Consider the following 18,058-nt stretch of genomic DNA (forward strand, 5'->3'; position numbering starts at 1 on the left):
GCCGCTGGCTGGGCCTGCGGGACCACTACTCCAATGCTTGACCAAGGCAGATGCAGAAGAGGGTCACCTTGCCTGATGGATAAACACCCGAGCCATGTCGAACCCTTGATACGATGCTGGCTCGGTCTACGGGATCACTACTCGAATGCCTGACCAAGCAACAGAAACAGGAGGAAAGCACTGATGAATTCCTGGCTCCGCGGCCTGCTCTACACCCTCGCCTTCCTGCTGCTCTTTGTCTGGGTCGGTCTCGGCCTGTTCGATGCCGAGCGCGCCAAAGGCCCCATCGCCAACTGGCTCAGCCAGCAGACCGGGGTGCCCGTCACCATAGGCCGGCTGGTGTTCAATCCGCTGCACCCCTACACCCTGCTGGCGGAACAGGTGCGCTATGGGGATGCGGTACAGCTGGAAAAACTCTATCTGGAGATCGAGCACATCGACTGGTTGAACCGGGATGTGCGCATCGCCCACCTGGACCTCATCCGTCCCGTCATCAAGCTGCCGCTCCCCAACCAGTTGCCAAGCCTGCCGGTTCACTCCCTCACCATCAGCGACAGCACCATCGACAACCTGAGCCTGCAGAGCGAGGCCCTGACCCTGCGCGGCCTCAGTGCGTCCCTGAGTGACTGGGAACTGATCGACCCGAGACGCCAGCCCCAGGCCAACCTCACCCTGGGCATCAACCAGCTGGAGACCCCCATGTTCACCCTGGCCCGTCTCAGCCTCAAGGGGCGGCTGGAGGGGCAGGTGCTCAGCACCGACAGACTGACCACCAACCTGTTCGACGGCCTGCTCGAGACCGGCATGGTGCTGAACTGGCCAGAGCGCAGCCTGCAACTGCACGATCTCAAGGCCCGCGCCATGCGACTCGAGCTTGGTGACATCCCCCCTGGCGAGTTCCCCCTGCGCCGCATCACCCTGGACAGGGGTCAGCTTGCCCAGGTGAGCATCAATGCCATCGATCAGGAGCTCTCCCTCAACAACTTCAACGGCCAGCTCACCGCCTTCGACTGGCAGGCGGGCAGCCAGCCCAGCGGCTATCTGGCGGGCACCCTAGGCGACATGGGCCGCGGCTTGTTCCAGCTTGAGGCCGTCGAGGGCAAGCTCGCCTTCTCCTCCCGGCAGCTGGATGCCGAGCTGCGGGGCAAAGCATACGAAGGGGAGTTCAACGTCGAGCTGGCCCTCGACACCCAGCAGCAGAAGCTCGTCCTGAAGGATCTGGCCCTGAGCGGCATGGACATCAGTTTGCCCCAGGGGTGGTGGCAGGATTGGCAGGGCTGGCGCCCGCAACAGATCGACATCCGCAAACTGGCCTTCGACAAGCTCAAGGTGCTCTCTTTCGACGACACCCTGCCCCTCTCCCTGACCGGCTGGCAACTCTACCTGAACGATCTCGCCCTGCGGGGCAACCAGCCAGGCCCCCTGCTGGGGCGCGCCCGCATCGAGAGCAAGTGGTTCGAGCTGGTGTGGGACGGTCTCAGTGCTCGCAACGGCACCCTGGATGGCGAGCTGACCCCCAGCTCCTGGCAGCTCAACACCTTCACCACCTCCCTGCCCGACGAGGGCTCCCTCAACCTGAGCGGCCAGTGGGGCAGGACGCCCGGGCAGGAGAGCCGCCTGCAGTTGCAGGGCAAGCAGCTGGATCTGGAGCAGTGGGGCAAGTTGCTGCACTCCCCCGTCTCCTTCGCGGGCAAGGTGGATCTGGCGGCAGATCTGCAGGCCGACCTCAACGGGCAGCCCGGCGAGCAGACGGCCAACTGGCGCCGGACCCTTCAGGGCAGCCTGAGCCTGGAGAGCAAGGATCCCTTCTGGGACAAGGTCGGCATCGACCCCTTGCTGGATGACTGGTTCAGGGAGCAGACCCCCCCCGATCTGACACCGCAGATGCTGTGGCAGGCGATGCAACGCGGAGACACCCCCTTCTATCAGATCAGGCTGGATGCCAGGGCGGAGCAGGGCAAGGTGCGGATCGAGCAAGGTGGTGCCTCCACCATCACCCACCTGCTGGCACTGCAAGGGGGTGTCGACCTGGCCGCAGACCAGTGGCAGCTCGACCTCGGGGTCCTGAACAAGGGGCGCTGCGCCGAGCTGCTCGCCCGCTGGCGCGGCCCCCTCAATGCGCCCGACCTGGGCTGGAGTTTCCCCACGGGACAGGACGCCTGTGGCTGGGAGGCGGGTGTGCGCTACCCCGCCCAGGGACGAAGCGGCCCGCTCTGGCGCCCACGGCCACCGGCCGCCCAATAACGAACAAGGCCTCGCGAAGAGGCCTTGTTGCTGTGAACATCAGGGATCAGCGTGCGCCGCGCTTGATGGGCAGTACCACGTACTGACCGACAAACTCCACCGCCAGCTTGCGGCCGCTGAACAGCTGCACCCGCAGGCTGAATTTGGCGGACTCTCCGCCCCTCAGCGGCTCGAGCACGGCGGGCATGCCCTCCCGGGCCACCCGCGCCTCCGGTTCTTCGCTCACCGGCCGGTAATACTTGATGTTGCCCTCGGCCAGCACGGTATCCCCTCCCAGCCCTGCCTCCTTGAGCTGCAACCAGATGAGACCCCAGCCCGCCAGCACGCACTGGCTGTAGATGCTGCCGGCGAACATGGTGTCGTGGACGTTGAGATTGGCCGCCAGGTTGGCCTTGAGGTGGAAGGTCTGGCCATCGTAGTGGGTGATGTGCACCCCCATCTTCTCGCTGATGGGAATGCCCCGCGACCAGCGGGTGGTGAGATCCTGGCACCACTCCGGACGGTACTGGATGGTCTGCATGGGACTCAGGGACTTGATCATCTGGCGGTGAGGGATGCGGCCGAAGGAGACGGGGCCTTCCCCTACCTCGAGGAAGCCGCAGCGGCGATAGAACTCCACCGCCTCCTGGCGGGCGTTCATCACCAGCCGTTTCACCTTCTCGTCGCGGGCAAGCTGCTCGAGATCCTCCACCATGCGGGCGCCCAGCCCCTGGCCGCGAAATTCGGGTCGCAGCGCCATAAAGCGGATTTGGGCTTCATCGCCGCCCACAAAGAGGCGACCCACGGCGATGGGCGTTCCGTCGGGTGAGAGCATCAGCCGGTGAATGGCGACGGTATCGTACTCGTCACGCTCGGAGCCAAGGGGCAGATTGAAGGGTTTGCGCAGTAGTTCCCAGCGCAACTGATAGTAAGCATCCAGCTCCGCTGGTGTTTCTGGGGTGACTACCCGGTACATAAAGCGATCCTTGAGTGTGCGCCGACTGGCAGATGGAAGGACTGACGCAACCATTTCTCCCGGCGCAGCCTGTAGTAGGTATCCAGCTCGGCTGCCGTTTGGGGGGTGACCACCCGGTACATAACAACATCCTTGAGTTACACTGGTCGAAAGCCATCTTGCCGTGCAAATTCATGGACTTCAATCTGCAAGCGTACCAAGCCGATCACTTATTGCACCTCAGCGCCAAACCCGAACGCCGCGTTTCGGTGCTTGAAAATGCCCGTCATCGCTGGCTGGAAATGGACGGCGTGGTGCAATCCGCCATGAGCCTCCACCAGCCGGCCCGCCTCTGTCTGCCTCATCAACGGAGCATCGCGGAGCAGTTGCCAAAGCGGGCAAGCCGGATCCTGGAGCTGGGGCTGGGCGGAGGGGATCTCACCCGTCACCTGGCGGCACGCTGGCCCGATGCCCACCACGACTGCGTGGATCTGGATGCCGAGATCCTCACCCTGTTCCAGCAGTTCTTCCTCCCCTCGTCAGGGGGCTCGCCTCGGCTGCATCACGCCGATGCGCTGCACTTCCTGTACCAGAGCCAGGAGCTCTACGATCTGGTGCTGCTGGATTTGTTCAGCCAGGACGGCAACCCCCTGCTGCTGTTCCAGGCCCCGCTCTATCAGGCGCTGGCCAGCCGCCTGAGCGGAACCCTCATCATCAATCTGCTGCCCCGCACCCGGCTCGAACAGGCACAGGCTCTGCGACTGGCAGAGGAGTGGATAGGCCCGACCCACGTCCACGACGTGTCCGGCTACCGCAACGTCATCCTGCACGCGACCCGTCAGCATGGCCAGGGCGGGCGAGCACCGGCAGGGTGAAGAACCTGCGAAGTGTGCAGGCATCGCGTCCTGCCGTCCGCTGAGTCCTGCCCTGCCTGCCACCCTTATACCTGCAGCCAGAAGGTGACGGGGCCGTCGTTGAGCAGCCTGACCTTCATGTCGGCGGCGAAGCGGCCGGTTTCGGTCGGCACGCCGCTCTCCCTGGCGCGAGCCACGAAGTACTCATAGAGTCGCTCTGCATCTGCGGGATGGGCGCCACCGGAGAAGCTGGGTCTCATCCCCTTGCCGGTATCCGCCGCCAGGGTGAACTGGGAGACCACCAGCAGGCTGCCGCTCACCTGGCTCACGTTGAGGTTCATCTTGCCGTTCTCGTCCGAGAAGATGCGATAGCCGCTCACCTTGTGCAGTAGCTTGTCCGCCTTGGCCTCGTCATCCCCCTGCTCCACCCCGAGCAGCACCAGCAACCCCTGGCCGATGGCCCCGGTCACCTCTCCCTCTACCGTTACGCTGGCCTCGCTGACCCGCTGAATCAGTGCAATCACATCCCTCTCCTCTCAAAACAGCACGACCGCCCATCCTGCGGGATGAGCGGTCGTCGATGCTACCAATAAATGCCCTGCCCGGGCCAACGCCTTTGTGTCGGGATCCGGTGTGATGGCCGGCCGGCGTCAGGCCAGTTCCTCTGCACCGGGCTTCTCGTACTCCCCGAGGCAGGCGGTGGTCTCGGCCCCCAGCAACACCACCAGCCAGCTCAGATATACCCAGACGAACAGGATGGGAATGGTCGCCAGGGCGCCATAGATGGCCTGGTAGGAGGGGAAGTTGGTGATGTAGATGGCAAAGCCGCGCTTGGCCAGTTCGAACAGGGTGGCCGCCACCAGGGCACCGATGAAGGCGTGGGTCAGCCGCACGCGGCAGTTGGGCACCACGGTATAGATCAGCAGGAAGGTGAGCACGGAGAAGAGGAACGGCAGGCTGCGCAGCAGCAGATAGCCGATACCGAACAGGCTGTCAGCCGCGAACAACCTGAGCGAGAGAATGTAGGAGGAGATGGCGATGCTGGCACCGATGAGCACGGGGCCCAGGGTCAGGATCATCCAGTACATGGCGAATGCCTGGGCCAAGGGCCGGCTTCGGGTGGACCGCCAGATGTAGTTGAGATTCTTGTCGATGGCCGAGATGAGCATCAGGGCCACCACGATCAGGGCACCGATACCGACGGCCGTGGTGTTGGTGGCGTTGGCCACGAAGCCGTCGATGTACTCCTTGAGCATCTCGCCGGCGGTGGGGACGAAGTTGTGATAGACGAACTGCTCCATCGCCTGCTTCAGGCTCTGGAACACCGGAAAGGCCGACATCATGCCGAACACCACGGCGATCATGGGCACCAGGGAGAGCAGGGTGACATAGGCCAGGTAACCGGCGGTCACCGTCAATCTGTCCTGCTGGAAGCGGCCCCAGACAAACTGGGCGAAGTGGGCACCATCGTGGCGCAAGAAGGAGAGTGCATGGGCCAGACGGCCGCGGATCTGCTGCTGCATCTTGTTTCTCGTAAGCGTGATCATGCAGACATTGTGTCAGATAGGGTGGTCATTTGGCCACCCGCAGACCGGCCGGATGCGCCTCCATCGAGCTCAGGCACCATGCGCCCTCATGTCGAGCCCATAAAAAAAGAGGCCTTAAGGCCTCTCTTTGGTCTGTCGATGAACAGCTATCGATCAAGCACGACCGGCGCGCTTGCGATCCAGTTCGGTCAGCAGCTTTTTACGGATACGGATGGCCTTGGGGGTGATCTCCACCAGCTCGTCGTTGTCGATGAACTCGAGAGCCTGCTCCAGGGTCATGCGGATCGGCGGAGTCAGCACCTGGGCTTCGTCGGTACCGGAGGCACGCATGTTGGTCAGCTGCTTGCCTTTCAGGCAGTTGACGGTCAGGTCGTTGGAGCGGGAGTGGATCCCGATCACCTGGCCTTCGTACACTTCGGTCGCGTGACCGATGAACAGACGACCACGATCTTGCAGACCGAACAGGGCGAAGGTCAGGGCCTTGCCGGTGGCGTTGGAGATCAGCACACCGTTCTGACGCTCACCGATGCTGCCACCCTTGTGCGGACCGTAGTGGTCGAAGGTGTGGTACAGCAGACCGGTACCAGAGGTCATGGTCAGGAACTCGGTCTGGAAGCCGATCAGACCACGGCTCGGGATGATGAAGTCCAGACGGACGCGACCCTTGCCATCCGGGGTCATGTTGGTCATCTCGCCTTTACGCAGGCCGAGCTGCTCCATCACGGAACCCTGATGCGCTTCTTCCACGTCCACAGTGACGGTTTCGAACGGTTCTTGCAGTTCGCCATTCACGGTACGCAGGATTACTTCCGGGCGGGATACCGCCAGTTCGTAACCTTCGCGACGCATGTTTTCGATCAGGATGGAGAGGTGCAGTTCACCACGGCCGGAGACGCGGAACTTGTCCGGATCTTCGGTCTCTTCCACGCGCAGGGCCACGTTGTGGACCAGCTCCTGGTTCAGACGCTCCAGAATGTTGCGGGAGGTGACGAACTTGCCTTCTTTACCGGCGAACGGCGAGGTGTTGACCTGGAAGGTCATGTTCACGGTCGGCTCGTCAACGGAGAGCGGCGGCAGGGCTTCGACGGCACTGTTGTCACAGATGGTGTCAGAGATCTTCAGCTCGCCCAGACCGGTGATGGCGATGATGTCGCCCGCTTGCGCGTCGGTCACTTCGGTACGGGACAGGCCCAGGTAGCCCAGCACCTGACCTACCTTGCCGGTACGCGGTTTGCCGTTGGCACCGACGATGGTGACCTGCTGGTTGGTCTTGACGCGACCACGAGTGATGCGGCCGATACCGATGACGCCCACGTAGGAGTTGTAGTCCAGCTGGGAGATTTGCATCTGGAAGGCACCGTCAACGTCGCCCTTCGGGGCTTCCACGTTGTCGACGATGGCCTGGAACAGGGGTTCCATGTTCTCGGACGGGACGTCCTGATCCAGGGTGGCCCAACCGTTCAGTGCAGAGGCGTAAACAACCTTGAAGTCCAGTTGCTCATCGGTGGCACCCAGGTTGTCGAACAGATCGAAGACCTGATCCATTACCCAGTCAGGACGAGCACCCGGACGGTCGATCTTGTTGATGACCACGATGGGCTTCAGACCCTGGGCGAACGCCTTCTGGGTCACGAAACGGGTCTGCGGCATCGGGCCGTCAACGGCGTCGACCAGCAGCAGCACGGAGTCAACCATGGAGAGTACGCGCTCAACTTCACCACCGAAGTCGGCGTGACCCGGGGTATCCACGATGTTGATGCGGTAGTCGTTCCAGCGGATCGCAGTGTTCTTGGCGAGAATGGTGATGCCACGTTCCCGTTCCAGATCATTGGAGTCCATGATCCGTTCCTGACCTTCGCTGGTGCGATCCAGAGTGCCGGATTGCTGCAGCAGCTTATCAACCAGAGTCGTTTTGCCGTGGTCAACGTGCGCAATAATCGCAATATTGCGTAAATTCTCTAACATTCTCGCCTCAAATCACCGGGTAAAATTGGGCGCTAATTGTACTCTCGCCTTTGTGATCTGCCTAGCAGAATTGCAACACATTCACGCACAACAAAGGATCAGGATCATGGACCCCGCAGCAAAAGGCTGCTTAGATGGCCTGGATACGCTGGCGCACCATCTCGGTGCACCAAAACGATCCAAGGTTGCACCACTTTAATGCAGCAACCGGCATGAGAACGGGTTTCTCGACAGCCTGAAACGGTGCAAGTGCCCTGAAATCAAGCTGTCACAAACTTGGCACGATACTGGCTTATGTGAATGTGACGACGCATTCACCCAAAGAGTTTTAACACCGGAGGTTACTTAGCATGTCAGCCCAGAACGTTTTGGCCCTGATCCAGGAACACGAAGTCAAGTTTGTTGATCTGCGTTTTACCGACACCAAGGGTAAAGAGCAGCACGTATCCATCCCTTCCCACCAGGTTGACGAAGACTTCTTCGAAGACGGCAAGATGTTCGATGGTTCCTCCATCGGCGGCTGGAAGGGCATCAACGAGTCTGACATGGTGCTGATGCCGGACCCGGCTTCCGCCAAACTGGACCCGTTCACCGAAGAGACCACTCTGAACATCGTCTGTGACGTGCTTGAACCCGCCACCATGCAAGGCTATGACCGTGATCCGCGCTCCATCGCCAAGCGTGCCGAAGATTTCCTGAAGTCCAGCGGCATCGCTGACACCGTGCTGTTCGGGCCGGAGCCGGAATTCTTCATGTTCGACAACATCACTTTCTCCAACACCATGGGCCACAGCTTCGTGAAGATCGAATCCGAAGAAGCTGCCTGGAACTCCGGTACCGACTACGAGCACGGCAACAAGGGTCACCGTCCGTTCGTCAAGGGTGGTTACTTCCCGGTTGCCCCGGTTGACTCCTCCCAGGACATCCGTGCCGCCATGTGCCTGGTGCTGGAAGAGATGGGCCAGGTCGTCGAAGCTCACCACCACGAAGTGGCGACTGCCGGTCAGAACGAGATCGCAACCCGCTTCAACACCCTCACCCTGAAGGCTGACGAAGTGCAGGTCCTGAAGTACGTGATCCACAACGTGGCCCACGCCTACAACAAGACCGTCACCTTCATGCCGAAACCCATGTTTGGCGACAACGGCTCCGGCATGCACTGCCACCAGTCCCTGGCCAAAGACGGCGTCAACCTGTTCGCAGGTGACCTGTATGGCGGTCTGTCCGAGATGGCACTGCACTACATCGGCGGCATCATCAAGCACGCCAAGGCCATCAACGCCTTCGCCAACCCGACCACCAACTCCTACAAGCGTCTGGTGCCGGGCTATGAAGCACCGGTCATGCTGGCCTACTCCGCCCGCAACCGCTCTGCCTCCATCCGTATCCCGGTCGTGCCGAGCCCGAAAGCCCGCCGCATCGAAGTACGCTTCCCGGATCCGGCTGCCAACCCGTACCTGGCCTTCGCTGCCCAGCTGATGGCCGGTCTGGACGGTATCATCAACAAGATCCATCCGGGCGATGCCATGGACAAGAACCTGTACGATCTGCCGCCGGAAGAAGCCGCCGAAGTGCCGACCGTTGCCGGTTCCCTGGACGAAGCGCTGTCCGCACTGGATGCAGACCGTGAGTTCCTGACCCGTGGTGGCGTGTTCAGCGATGACTTCATCAACTCCTACCTGGAACTGAAACAGCAGGATGTTGACCGCGTGCGCATGACTCCGCACCCGCTGGAGTTCGAGCTGTACTACTCCGTCTAATCCGCTTTCCCATGACAAACCCGCCATCTGGCGGGTTTTTTTTCATTCTGGCAACGGAAATACCGCCAAACGGGCACGATCGTGCAGAAAGATGATCCCGTTCACGGAGCCGTACCACCCTCGGCTGTTCACACCCCGACCCCATGGTTTTTCTCTGATAGGATTAAGGTGAACCCCGTCAAGGAGAGATGGATGAACACTGTACCCTGGCTGCTGAGCCTCCTGCTGATGGCCTCCTGTTCCGCACAGGCCGCCCGCGTCTACTCCTGGGTCGATCCCCAGGGGGTGACCCACTACACCGATGCCCCCCCTCCCGGCAAGAGCGCAAAAGAGGTGGACCTGCGGGTCTCGCCGCTCATCGGCACAGCCCCCCACTCGGTCCAGGTGGACAACTTCAACAGCCTGACCGGTGTCGATGCCAGGAAAGCCCTGGAAGCGGCTCCCCTGGAGATCGACCTCATCTCTCCGGAACCGGGCAGCACATTGCGCGACAATACCGGCAACATCGTCTTCCAGGGCGAGATCTCTCCCCAGGTCCCGGTGCAATACGATGTGCGCCTGATCCTGAACGGCAAGGCGGTGCCCCTGGTTCACAACAGCCTGGCCATACGGGTGGAAAACCTCGATAGGGGCGCTTACGAGGCACGGCTCGAGTTGCTCGCCAAAGACGGTACGATCCTTGCTAAATCTAAGCCAACCACCTTTTACCTGCACAGGGCGTCGGTGAATCAGGCTCCCAGAGCCGCCCCCAAGGCCAATTAGGGGTGATGTGACGCACCGATGCGGGTAAACTTGATGCACTATATTGGTGCATTCTAGGTATACAGCACCGCTTTAGGGAGAAACCTGTGCCAACCCGCTCGGACAACGCCAAGACACTCTTGGACAATCTGCTGACCGCCGTCATTCTCATGGATGAACGTCTCTGCATTCAATTCGTCAACCCGGCGGCAGAGCAGCTGCTTTCCCTCAGCGAACGACGACTGATCGGCATCGAACTGCCCCACCTGCTGGAGCACATCTCTCTCGATCTGCAGCGTTTCAAACAGTGCCTCATTTCGGGGCAGGGCTTCACCGACAGCGAAGTCACCCTGGTGGTGGAGGGGGAGCCCAGGCTGGTAGAGATCAGCGTCAGCCCCATGGCCGATCATGAACAGCGACTGATAGTGGTAGAACTGCGCAAGATCGATCAGCAGAAGAAGATCAGCCAGGAGCTGCAGCAACACGCCCAGCAGCAGGCCGCCAAGGAGCTGGTGCGCGGCCTGGCGCACGAGATCAAGAACCCCCTGGGGGGATTGCGCGGCGCGGCCCAACTGCTGCAAAAGGAGTTGCCCGACCCGGCCTTGCGTGAATACACCGGCATCATCATCGAGCAGGCCGATCGCCTGCGGGTGCTGGTCGACAGGTTGCTCGGTCCCCAGCGTCCCGGCCGTCACCAGATGCACAACGTTCACTCCGTGCTGGAGCAGGTGCGCCGTCTGGTGGACCTGGAGCTGCCGCCGCAGATCCGCATCGAGCGGGACTACGACCCCAGCATCCCCGAATTCGAGATGGAATCGGACCAGCTGCAACAGGCGTTCCTGAACATAGTGCGCAACGCCGCCGAGGCCCTTGGGGATCAGGACGGCCTCATCCGCATCAAGACGCGCACCGCCTTCCAGATCACCATCCATGGTCAGCGCTATCGCCTGGCGGCCGAAATCAAGATCATCGACAACGGCCCCGGCATTCCCGACGCCATTCGCGACACCCTCTTCTACCCCATGATCACCGGCAAGGAAGGGGGAACGGGCCTGGGCCTCTCCATCGCCCAGAACCTGATCGATCAGCACAAGGGGCGCATCGACTGCATCAGCTGGCCGGGCCACACCGAATTCACCATTTATCTACCACTTCGCAAATAAGGGAACCTCATGACAGCAAAAGTGTGGATCGTCGATGACGACAGCTCCATCCGGTGGGTTCTGGAGCGCACCCTTGGCAGCGAAGGCTTCGAATGCGAAAGTTTCGCCGACGGCGAAGCCCTGCTGAGTTCACTGGAGATGCGCTCACCGGACGTGATCCTCTCGGATATCCGCATGCCGGGCATCGACGGCCTGAGCCTGCTGGAGCAGATCCATCGCCGCCAGGCCGATCTGCCCATCATCATCATGACAGCCCACTCGGACCTCGACAGCGCGGTCAACGCCTACCAGCGAGGTGCCTTCGAATACCTGCCCAAGCCGTTCGACATCGACGAGGCGGTCACCCTGGTACGCCGGGCCGAGAACCACCTCAAGGAGCAACGTACCAAGCGCAAGGCTCGCCAACAGGAAGCCACCACCACCCCGGAGATCATCGGCGAAGCCCCTGCCATGCAGGAGGTGTTCCGCGCCATCGGCCGGCTGTCGCGCTCCAGCATCTCGGTGCTCATCAACGGCCAGAGCGGTACCGGCAAGGAGCTGGTTGCCCATGCCCTGCACAAGCACAGCCCCCGGGCCCACAAGAACTTCATCGCCCTTAACATGGCGGCCATCCCGAAAGATCTCATCGAATCCGAGCTGTTCGGTCATGAGAAGGGAGCCTTCACCGGCGCCAACAACATTCGTCACGGCCGCTTCGAACAGGCCGATGGTGGCACCCTGTTTCTCGACGAAATAGGCGACATGCCGCTGGACGTGCAGACCCGGTTGCTGCGGGTACTGGCGGACGGGCAGTTCTACCGGGTTGGCGGCCACCAACCGGTGCAGGTGGATGTACGGATCATTGCCGCCACCCACCAGAATCTGGAGAAGCGGGTCGCCGACGGCGAGTTTCGGGAAGACCTGTTCCACCGCCTCAACGTCATCCGCATCCATATTCCGGCCCTCAAGGAGCGCCGGGAGGACATCCCCCAGCTGGCCCAGCACTTCCTGCTGCGAGCCGCCAAGGAGCTGAACGTGGAGGCCAAGAGCCTGCACCCGGATACCCAGACCTACATCAGCCGCCTGCCCTGGCCGGGCAACGTGCGCCAGCTGGAGAACGTCTGCCGCTGGCTGACGGTGATGGCCTCGGGCCAGGAGGTGCTGGTAGGCGATCTGCCCACCGAGCTGCTGACGCCCATCACCAGCACCGCCGAGCCGGGCCAGCCCGCCCTGACCGGTGGCTGGCAGCAACAGTTGCAGGACTGGGTGGCCGCCAAGCTGGCCCTGGGGGAGACCGATATCCTCGCGGATGCCATGCCCCAGTTCGAACGGATCATGCTGGAGACGGCACTGGATCACACCCACGGTCACAAGCAGGAGGCAGCCCGCCTGCTCGGCTGGGGCCGCAATACCCTGACCCGCAAGCTCAAGGAGCTCGACATTCCCTGAGCCTGCGGGAAAAACGATTCCCATCACGCCTTGAGGGAAAGCCTGACCAATCACACCCCGTTTGCTTGCAAACGGGGTATCTTTTTCAGGCGCCCCGCCTAGAATGGCAGGCTTTCCAACCCGACTCGCAGAAGGTGCCCCATGATTGACAGATCCCTCCCCCTGACCGACCTGCATCGCCATCTGGATGGCAACATCCGCCCGCAGACCATTCTCGAGCTGGGACGTCAGCACAACATCCGACTGCCGGCCGATGAACTGGAGGCCCTGCGCCCGCACGTGCAGATCGTCGAGAACGAGCCGAGTCTGGTGGCCTTCCTGAAGAAACTGGACTGGGGCGTGGCCGTGCTGGCCGACTACGATGCCTGCCGCCGGGTCGCCTACGAAAACGTGGAAGATCTGCTGCGTGCCGGGATCGACTATGCCGAGCTGCGTTTCAGCCCGGCCTACATGGCGATGACCCACAAACTGCACCCGCAGGGCGTGGTCGAAGCCATCATCGACGGTGTGGCCGCAGGCAGCCGTGACTTCGGCATCAAGACCAATCTCATCGGCATCATGAGCCGTACCTTCGGCACCGAGCAGTGCAAGCAGGAGCTGGATGCCTGTCTGGCTCATCGCGATCGCCTGGTCGCCATCGATCTGGCCGGCGACGAACTGGGCTTCCCGGGCGAGCTCTTCACCGACCACTTCCGCCGGGTGCGGGATGCAGGCATGCGGGTCACCGTGCACGCCGGTGAAGCCGCCGGCCCCGAGAGCATGTGGCAGGCCATTCGCGAGCTGGGAGCCGAGCGCATCGGCCACGGCGTCAAGGCCATCCAGGATCCGGCCCTGATGGCCTATCTGGCCGAACACCGCATCGGCATCGAGTCCTGCCTCACCTCCAACCTCCAGACCACCACGGTGGCGAGTCTGGCCGATCACCCGATCCGCCAGTTCCTGGCGGCCGGCGTGCTGGCCTGCCTCAATACCGACGATCCGGCGGTGGAGGGGATCGACCTGCCTCACGAATACGAGGTGGCTGCCCCCGCTGCCGGCATGACGGTGAGCGAAATCCGCACCGCCCAGCAGAACGGCCTGATCCTGGCCTTCCTGAGCGAAGCCGAGAAGGCCGAGCTGAGTGCCCGTGCGGCTCAACGCTGAGCAAGGGTAAAACCCAATAAAAAACCGCCGAAAGGCGGTTTTTTATTGTCCAACGACATTGCCCGGCCTAGATCACCCGGGAGAACTGCTGCTGGCGCGCCTTGTTGCGCAGGTAGACATCGAAGCACATGCAGATGTTGCGGATCAGCAGCTGACCGGTGGAGACCACCTCCAGCCCCTCTTCGGTCATGCGCACCAGACCGTCGTCGATGAAGGTCTGCAACAGCTTGAGATCCTCGGCAAAATACTCCTTGAACACCAGGCCGTGGGCCTGCTCCACAGCGGCGAAGTTCAGGGAAAAATCGCAGATGAGGCGCTTGATCACCTCACGACGGATCAGATCGTCCCGATTGAGGGAGCACCCCTTCCACTGGGCATGGCCCAGTGACTCGACCTGGGCGTAGTAGGTTTTGAGATCCTTCTGGTTCTGGGAATAGGCATCCCCCATCATGCTGATGGAAGAGACCCCCAGCCCCAGCAGATCGCAATCCCCCTGGGTGGTATAGCCCTGGAAGTTGCGATGCAGCTTGCCCTCGCGCTGGGCGACGGCCAGCTCGTCATCGGGCTTGGCAAAGTGGTCCATGCCGATGAACTGATAACCCTGGCCGGTCAGGAAGGCAATGGTGTCCTGCAGCATGGCCAGCTTCTCCTGCGGCGCCGGCATGTCCGCTTCTTTCAGCTTGTGCTGGGCGGCAAAACGGCTCGGCAGGTGGGCATAGTTGAAGATGGAGAGGCGGGCCGGGTCGGTCTTGAGCACCTCTTCTAGGGTGTGATGGAAGCTCTCCCGGTTCTGGTGCGGCAGACCGTAGATGAGATCCAGATTGGTGGAGCGGAACCCCAGCTCACGGGCACGGACCAGCATGGCGCGGATGAAGTCGTTGTCCTGCTCCCGATTGACCGCGACCTGGACCGTCTTGTTGAAGTCCTGAACGCCAAGGCTGATGCGGTTGAAACCGAGCTCCCGCAGCACATCCAGCATGGACAATTCGATCTCGCGGGGATCCACCTCGATGCTGATCTCCCCCTCCTCGGCGAAGTGGAAGTGCTCCCGCAACATGGCCATCAGACGACGAGTCTGGGGGTCGCTCAGATAGGTGGGTGTGCCGCCACCCCAGTGCAGCTGGGTGACCAGTCTCTCCTTGAACAGGGGGGCCTGGGCCTTGATCTCCTGTTCGAGGTAGTCGAGGTATTGATCTGCCTTGTGCTGGTGCCGGGTAATGACCTTGTTGCAGCCGCAGTAGTAGCAGAGCTTGTGACAGAAGGGGATATGCACGTAGAGCGACAGATTGCGCGCAGGATACTGGCCCGCTGCCTGGACAAAGTCCGGATAGCCGAACCCCTCGTTGAACTCCAGCGCAGTGGGATAGGAGGTGTAACGCGGACCACTGTAGTTGTATTTTTCGATCAGGGCCTGATCCCACACAATCTGTTCTGCTTGCACGCTTGCTTCCTCTGTCTTTGTCATGGGCTCACCGGCTTAACTGAAAATCCTTCAGTCTGGCGACATCCTCAAGGATCTGCGCCTCCAGCTCGGCCTCGTAGCCGCTGCGTTCGAGATCCATCTTCATCACTTCATTGCGCTTGAGTGCCCGCCTCGCCTCATGGGTCGGCATCTCCTTCACCTTCTCATAGAGGCCGTAGAGCCCCGGGAACTCGGTGGCAAAGGCGCGGCCCCCCTTTATTTGCAAGGCATCCAGCAGATTGGTCAGCCGGATGGCGCCTTCTGAGTAGTCGCACTGACCATCTCGTACCGCGTGGGCGATCACCCTGACACTCTCCAGAATCCGCTCGTTGCGGGCCGCAATGGCGTGCTGCTGCATCTCTTGCTGGCGTTTGAGACGCGCCATCAGGGTGCCGGCATAGACGGCAAGCCCCAGCAAAATCAGGCCACCCAACAGGGCGGCCAGCATCCATCCACTCATCACTTTTTCTTCGGCTCGGGTTTGGCTTCAGGCTGGTAGTCCGCCTGAGAGAAACGCTCCCACAGCTCCTCTTCGGAGGCAGGCTGACTCGGCTCATCAAAATCGGCATCATCAAAATCCATGTCGCCATCTTCGTCATCGTCGTTGTCGATGATGCCGAGCTCGTCCATCAGCTCCTGATAACGGTCAACCCGCTGATCGACCCATGCCTGCTCTGCGGCCTCCAGGGTTTCACCGGCATCCAGACGATCCAGCAAGGCATTGAGGCGATCATCATTCTCGATGGACGCCAGCTCCTGCTCGGGGGTCATCACCACCCGCTTCTCTTTCGCAGGCTTGGTCGCCACCGGCTTGCTACCCTTCTCGTCGGCAATCAGCGCGATGGGCTTGCGAGAGCCGATGCGTGGATCCTTGGCCTGCTTGGAGCCGCTCTTTTTGCCCGCCTGCTCGACCTGTTGGCGGGAGCCCGCCTTCAGGCCCTTGCGCTTGGCGGCGCGCTTGCGCTCACGACCTTCCTGGGCACTGGCATCTGATTCTTTGCGCTTGCCGGTAGGCTTGCGGTTGGGTTGTTTGGCCGACATGAATGACTCCGACAAATAACTGAATGGAAACCCCCGGAGCGTGTCGTCCGGGGAGGATGCTGAAGCGGGGAACAGTAAATATGGAACAAGAGTGGGATCCCGCACCAATTCGACCACTTTGGGTCGCTGAACACCGCAGGATCGGCATCCTCTGGGCATGTTGCTGGTATTTTGACACAGAATGTCTTGGCGGGTTAATGACCCAATAGAAAAAAGGCAGCCGAAGCTGCCTTTTTCCATCATGCGAGTTCCATTCCCTGGTAGCCAATCGCCTTATCCCTGGGCGAACCACGGCGCATCATTTCGTTGGATCATCCTGATCCTTATTGACCAGTCCTGAGTGTGCGTGTGTTTGTTTGTCTAACCCAAACCGGCGACATCCTGCCTCCCATCGGGGTGGTTGCCTCCCGCAGCCCCGCTCATCCCTGACGGTCACCATCCTAGCTTTTTGCATCTATTGCTCATCGCATGCTCCGAGCCGACATCCTGTCAAACCGAAGACGGGTCTTGCACCCTCTCTCCGGCCAATCCTGATTGCCTACTGTAACTGCTTCGCTGGATGACTCAATCAACCAAAGCACATTTCGAACTGGTACAAAGTGATGTTCTATTTCTTAATTCATTGAAAAACAAAACATAAAAAATATACGTGAGCAATCTTTCAGACACGACCAGCCCCGTATATAGAAGATCTCTTACAGCAATGCAGGCTGTTTACGGGCGATCGCTACAACCTCAAAAAAAGGCTATGTCCCAATTACGTGTTGCATCGGGTGCCCTAGCGCCTCATGCAAACACATCTTGGTATTTACCTCCCTGCCGTAACGTTCCAGCATCCTGCGCCAGCCCAGATAATTCCTCAGGTAGTGGGTTGCGACTCCATGGAATCGTTCCATCCACTCCTTCAACCGCCGGTGATATCCGTTCACATGCTGGATGTGGTATGCCCCAATGACTCGCTCACCTCGACGGTTGTACACCACCTGATGTGTTATGCCCCGCGCTTGGCTGAAACTGGCATACACCCCTGCACCATCACTGCAGAGCACTGCATCGGGCGCGATGAGTGGCTGCAACACCGCTTTCACCGTCTGCGCATCCAGCCTTTCCAGCTGAAAGTCGGCTTGATGGCCCGCCCTGTCCTGCACCACCATCACCGGGATGTAATCCCGCCCGGTCCCCCGGGTACGCCCTTTCCCGCCACGATGTCTTGCCGGACGAGGCAACCCTCGCTGCCCCTTGAACGATTCGAGGAAGAAGGTTTCATCCACTTCCACAATGCCTTCTTCCCGTGTTGCCTGGTGGTTTGCCATCGCCTTCAGGAAGCGGTGACGCCACAAGAAGGCGGTGTTCTTGCAAACACCGCAGCGGACGGCGGCCTGGCGGACAGTGAGCCCGTCGATGAGAGTCTGGGCGTAGTCCTCCCAATGCTCAGCCTTACGTAATCTGGCCAAAGGCGTCTTGGTGAGGAGGGAGCTGGTTCGCCGACACTGCTTACAACGGTAACGACGCAGCCCACGGCTCCAGCCCCAGGGGGCCAGCTGGGTGGCATCCGCCTGGCAGTGGGGACAGCCGCAGCATGTGGGTAACTGGGCATGGAGGGACGTAATCGGGTGTGGAGCGGCGAGCTCATGCTGAGCGACACGGCGCTGACGCAGAGTAAGTAATGGAAAGAGGGACAACAGGTGTTGGAAGGCTGGCGTATCCATGATGAAGGTCCTCGCGGTGATGACCTACTTCCAGATTAGCCTTCCAACACATAATTGGGACAGCGCC

Annotated in this window: 15 protein-coding genes; 7 read left to right on the forward strand and 8 right to left on the reverse strand. The window is 61.1% G+C overall.

Translation table 11 applies throughout. The features are described 5' to 3' along the window. The first annotated feature begins 183 nt into the window (after window positions 1-183). Window positions 184-2,244 carry an AsmA-like C-terminal region-containing protein gene (locus AB5Y50_RS00740; protein WP_069784170.1) on the forward strand — a complete coding sequence of 687 codons (2,061 nt, stop codon included), beginning with the start codon at window positions 184-186 and terminating at the stop codon, window positions 2,242-2,244. Window positions 2,245-2,290: 46 nt separating this feature from the next. Here the strand turns inward: AB5Y50_RS00740 and AB5Y50_RS00745 are convergent, their stop codons facing one another. After that, window positions 2,291-3,199 carry a bifunctional GNAT family N-acetyltransferase/hotdog fold thioesterase gene (locus AB5Y50_RS00745; protein WP_010672532.1) on the reverse strand — a complete coding sequence of 303 codons (909 nt, stop codon included), beginning with the start codon at window positions 3,197-3,199 and terminating at the stop codon, window positions 2,291-2,293. Between the two features lie 173 nt (window positions 3,200-3,372). On the opposite strand from AB5Y50_RS00745, the gene AB5Y50_RS00750 reads away from it, so the two are divergent. After that, window positions 3,373-4,053, forward strand: coding sequence for a spermidine synthase (locus AB5Y50_RS00750; protein ID WP_053288961.1), 681 nt, complete (start codon window positions 3,373-3,375; stop codon window positions 4,051-4,053). 65 nt (window positions 4,054-4,118) lie between these two features. Here the strand turns inward: AB5Y50_RS00750 and dtd are convergent, their stop codons facing one another. From dtd to typA, 3 genes are all read right to left on the reverse strand, one after another. After that, window positions 4,119-4,556: a D-aminoacyl-tRNA deacylase gene (gene dtd / locus AB5Y50_RS00755; RefSeq protein ID WP_010672529.1), complete on the reverse strand. Its 438-nt coding sequence runs from the start codon at window positions 4,554-4,556 to the stop codon at window positions 4,119-4,121. A gap of 126 nt (window positions 4,557-4,682) precedes the next feature. Further along, window positions 4,683-5,555, reverse strand: a complete 873-nt coding sequence (locus AB5Y50_RS00760; protein WP_039039511.1) for a virulence factor BrkB family protein — start codon at window positions 5,553-5,555, stop codon at window positions 4,683-4,685. 177 nt (window positions 5,556-5,732) lie between these two features. Further along, window positions 5,733-7,544, reverse strand: a complete 1,812-nt coding sequence (typA, locus tag AB5Y50_RS00765; protein WP_042882265.1) for a translational GTPase TypA — start codon at window positions 7,542-7,544, stop codon at window positions 5,733-5,735. Window positions 7,545-7,894: 350 nt separating this feature from the next. On the opposite strand from typA, the gene glnA reads away from it, so the two are divergent. The 5 genes from glnA to add all read left to right on the forward strand — a co-directional run bounded on the left by glnA (window position 7,895) and on the right by add (window position 13,779). Further along, window positions 7,895-9,304, forward strand: a complete 1,410-nt coding sequence (gene glnA / locus AB5Y50_RS00770) for a glutamate--ammonia ligase (RefSeq protein WP_010672526.1) — start codon at window positions 7,895-7,897, stop codon at window positions 9,302-9,304. A 192-nt stretch (window positions 9,305-9,496) separates the two neighbouring features. Continuing rightward, on the forward strand, window positions 9,497-10,066 hold the full coding sequence (locus tag AB5Y50_RS00775; RefSeq protein WP_010672525.1) for a DUF4124 domain-containing protein: 570 nt from the start codon (window positions 9,497-9,499) through the stop codon (window positions 10,064-10,066). 86 nt (window positions 10,067-10,152) lie between these two features. Then, a complete protein-coding gene (gene glnL / locus AB5Y50_RS00780; protein ID WP_069784172.1) occupies window positions 10,153-11,208 on the forward strand; it encodes a nitrogen regulation protein NR(II) in 1,056 nt (351 codons plus the stop codon). Between the two features lie 9 nt (window positions 11,209-11,217). After that, window positions 11,218-12,636 (forward strand): nitrogen regulation protein NR(I), encoded by a 1,419-nt coding sequence (gene glnG / locus AB5Y50_RS00785; RefSeq protein WP_010672523.1) that lies wholly within the window; start codon window positions 11,218-11,220, stop codon window positions 12,634-12,636. Between the two features lie 141 nt (window positions 12,637-12,777). After that, window positions 12,778-13,779 (forward strand): adenosine deaminase, encoded by a 1,002-nt coding sequence (add, locus tag AB5Y50_RS00790; protein WP_167826427.1) that lies wholly within the window; start codon window positions 12,778-12,780, stop codon window positions 13,777-13,779. Between the two features lie 67 nt (window positions 13,780-13,846). On the opposite strand, the gene hemN is transcribed toward add, so the two are convergent. The 4 genes from hemN to AB5Y50_RS00810 all read right to left on the reverse strand — a co-directional run bounded on the left by hemN (window position 13,847) and on the right by AB5Y50_RS00810 (window position 17,991). Beyond that, window positions 13,847-15,220, reverse strand: coding sequence for an oxygen-independent coproporphyrinogen III oxidase (gene hemN / locus AB5Y50_RS00795; RefSeq protein ID WP_180911316.1), 1,374 nt, complete (start codon window positions 15,218-15,220; stop codon window positions 13,847-13,849). A gap of 28 nt (window positions 15,221-15,248) precedes the next feature. Further along, entirely contained in the window at window positions 15,249-15,689 is a 441-nt protein-coding gene (locus AB5Y50_RS00800; RefSeq protein ID WP_039039514.1) for a DUF2489 domain-containing protein, read from the reverse strand. 11 nt (window positions 15,690-15,700) lie between these two features. After that, window positions 15,701-16,282: a Der GTPase-activating protein YihI gene (gene yihI, locus AB5Y50_RS00805; RefSeq protein ID WP_039039515.1), complete on the reverse strand. Its 582-nt coding sequence runs from the start codon at window positions 16,280-16,282 to the stop codon at window positions 15,701-15,703. Between the two features lie 746 nt (window positions 16,283-17,028). Beyond that, complete coding sequence (locus AB5Y50_RS00810) at window positions 17,029-17,991, reverse strand: IS1595 family transposase (RefSeq protein ID WP_319882837.1); 963 nt, start codon at window positions 17,989-17,991, stop codon at window positions 17,029-17,031. Window positions 17,992-18,058: the final 67 nt, after the last annotated feature.

This window comes from Aeromonas sp. s6 (genome assembly GCF_040907815.1).
GTDB lineage: Bacteria > Pseudomonadota > Gammaproteobacteria > Enterobacterales > Aeromonadaceae > Aeromonas > Aeromonas caviae.

What these genes read in the sequence shown, in the direction of transcription:
- AB5Y50_RS00760 (WP_039039511.1), bottom strand. Translation starts at nt 5,555, where the DNA reads ATGCAGCAGCAGATCCGCGGCCGTCTGGCCCATGCACTCTCCTTCTTG.
- glnG (WP_010672523.1), top strand. Translation starts at nt 11,218, where the DNA reads ATGACAGCAAAAGTGTGGATCGTCGATGACGACAGCTCCATCCGGTGG.
- AB5Y50_RS00800 (WP_039039514.1), bottom strand. Translation starts at nt 15,689, where the DNA reads ATGCTGGCCGCCCTGTTGGGTGGCCTGATTTTGCTGGGGCTTGCCGTC.
- AB5Y50_RS00750 (WP_053288961.1), top strand. Translation starts at nt 3,373, where the DNA reads ATGGACTTCAATCTGCAAGCGTACCAAGCCGATCACTTATTGCACCTC.
- AB5Y50_RS00775 (WP_010672525.1), top strand. Translation starts at nt 9,497, where the DNA reads ATGAACACTGTACCCTGGCTGCTGAGCCTCCTGCTGATGGCCTCCTGT.
- glnA (WP_010672526.1), top strand. Translation starts at nt 7,895, where the DNA reads ATGTCAGCCCAGAACGTTTTGGCCCTGATCCAGGAACACGAAGTCAAG.
- add (WP_167826427.1), top strand. Translation starts at nt 12,778, where the DNA reads ATGATTGACAGATCCCTCCCCCTGACCGACCTGCATCGCCATCTGGAT.
- yihI (WP_039039515.1), bottom strand. Translation starts at nt 16,282, where the DNA reads ATGTCGGCCAAACAACCCAACCGCAAGCCTACCGGCAAGCGCAAAGAA.
- AB5Y50_RS00745 (WP_010672532.1), bottom strand. Translation starts at nt 3,199, where the DNA reads ATGTACCGGGTAGTCACCCCAGAAACACCAGCGGAGCTGGATGCTTAC.
- typA (WP_042882265.1), bottom strand. Translation starts at nt 7,544, where the DNA reads ATGTTAGAGAATTTACGCAATATTGCGATTATTGCGCACGTTGACCAC.
- AB5Y50_RS00740 (WP_069784170.1), top strand. Translation starts at nt 184, where the DNA reads ATGAATTCCTGGCTCCGCGGCCTGCTCTACACCCTCGCCTTCCTGCTG.
- AB5Y50_RS00810 (WP_319882837.1), bottom strand. Translation starts at nt 17,991, where the DNA reads ATGGATACGCCAGCCTTCCAACACCTGTTGTCCCTCTTTCCATTACTT.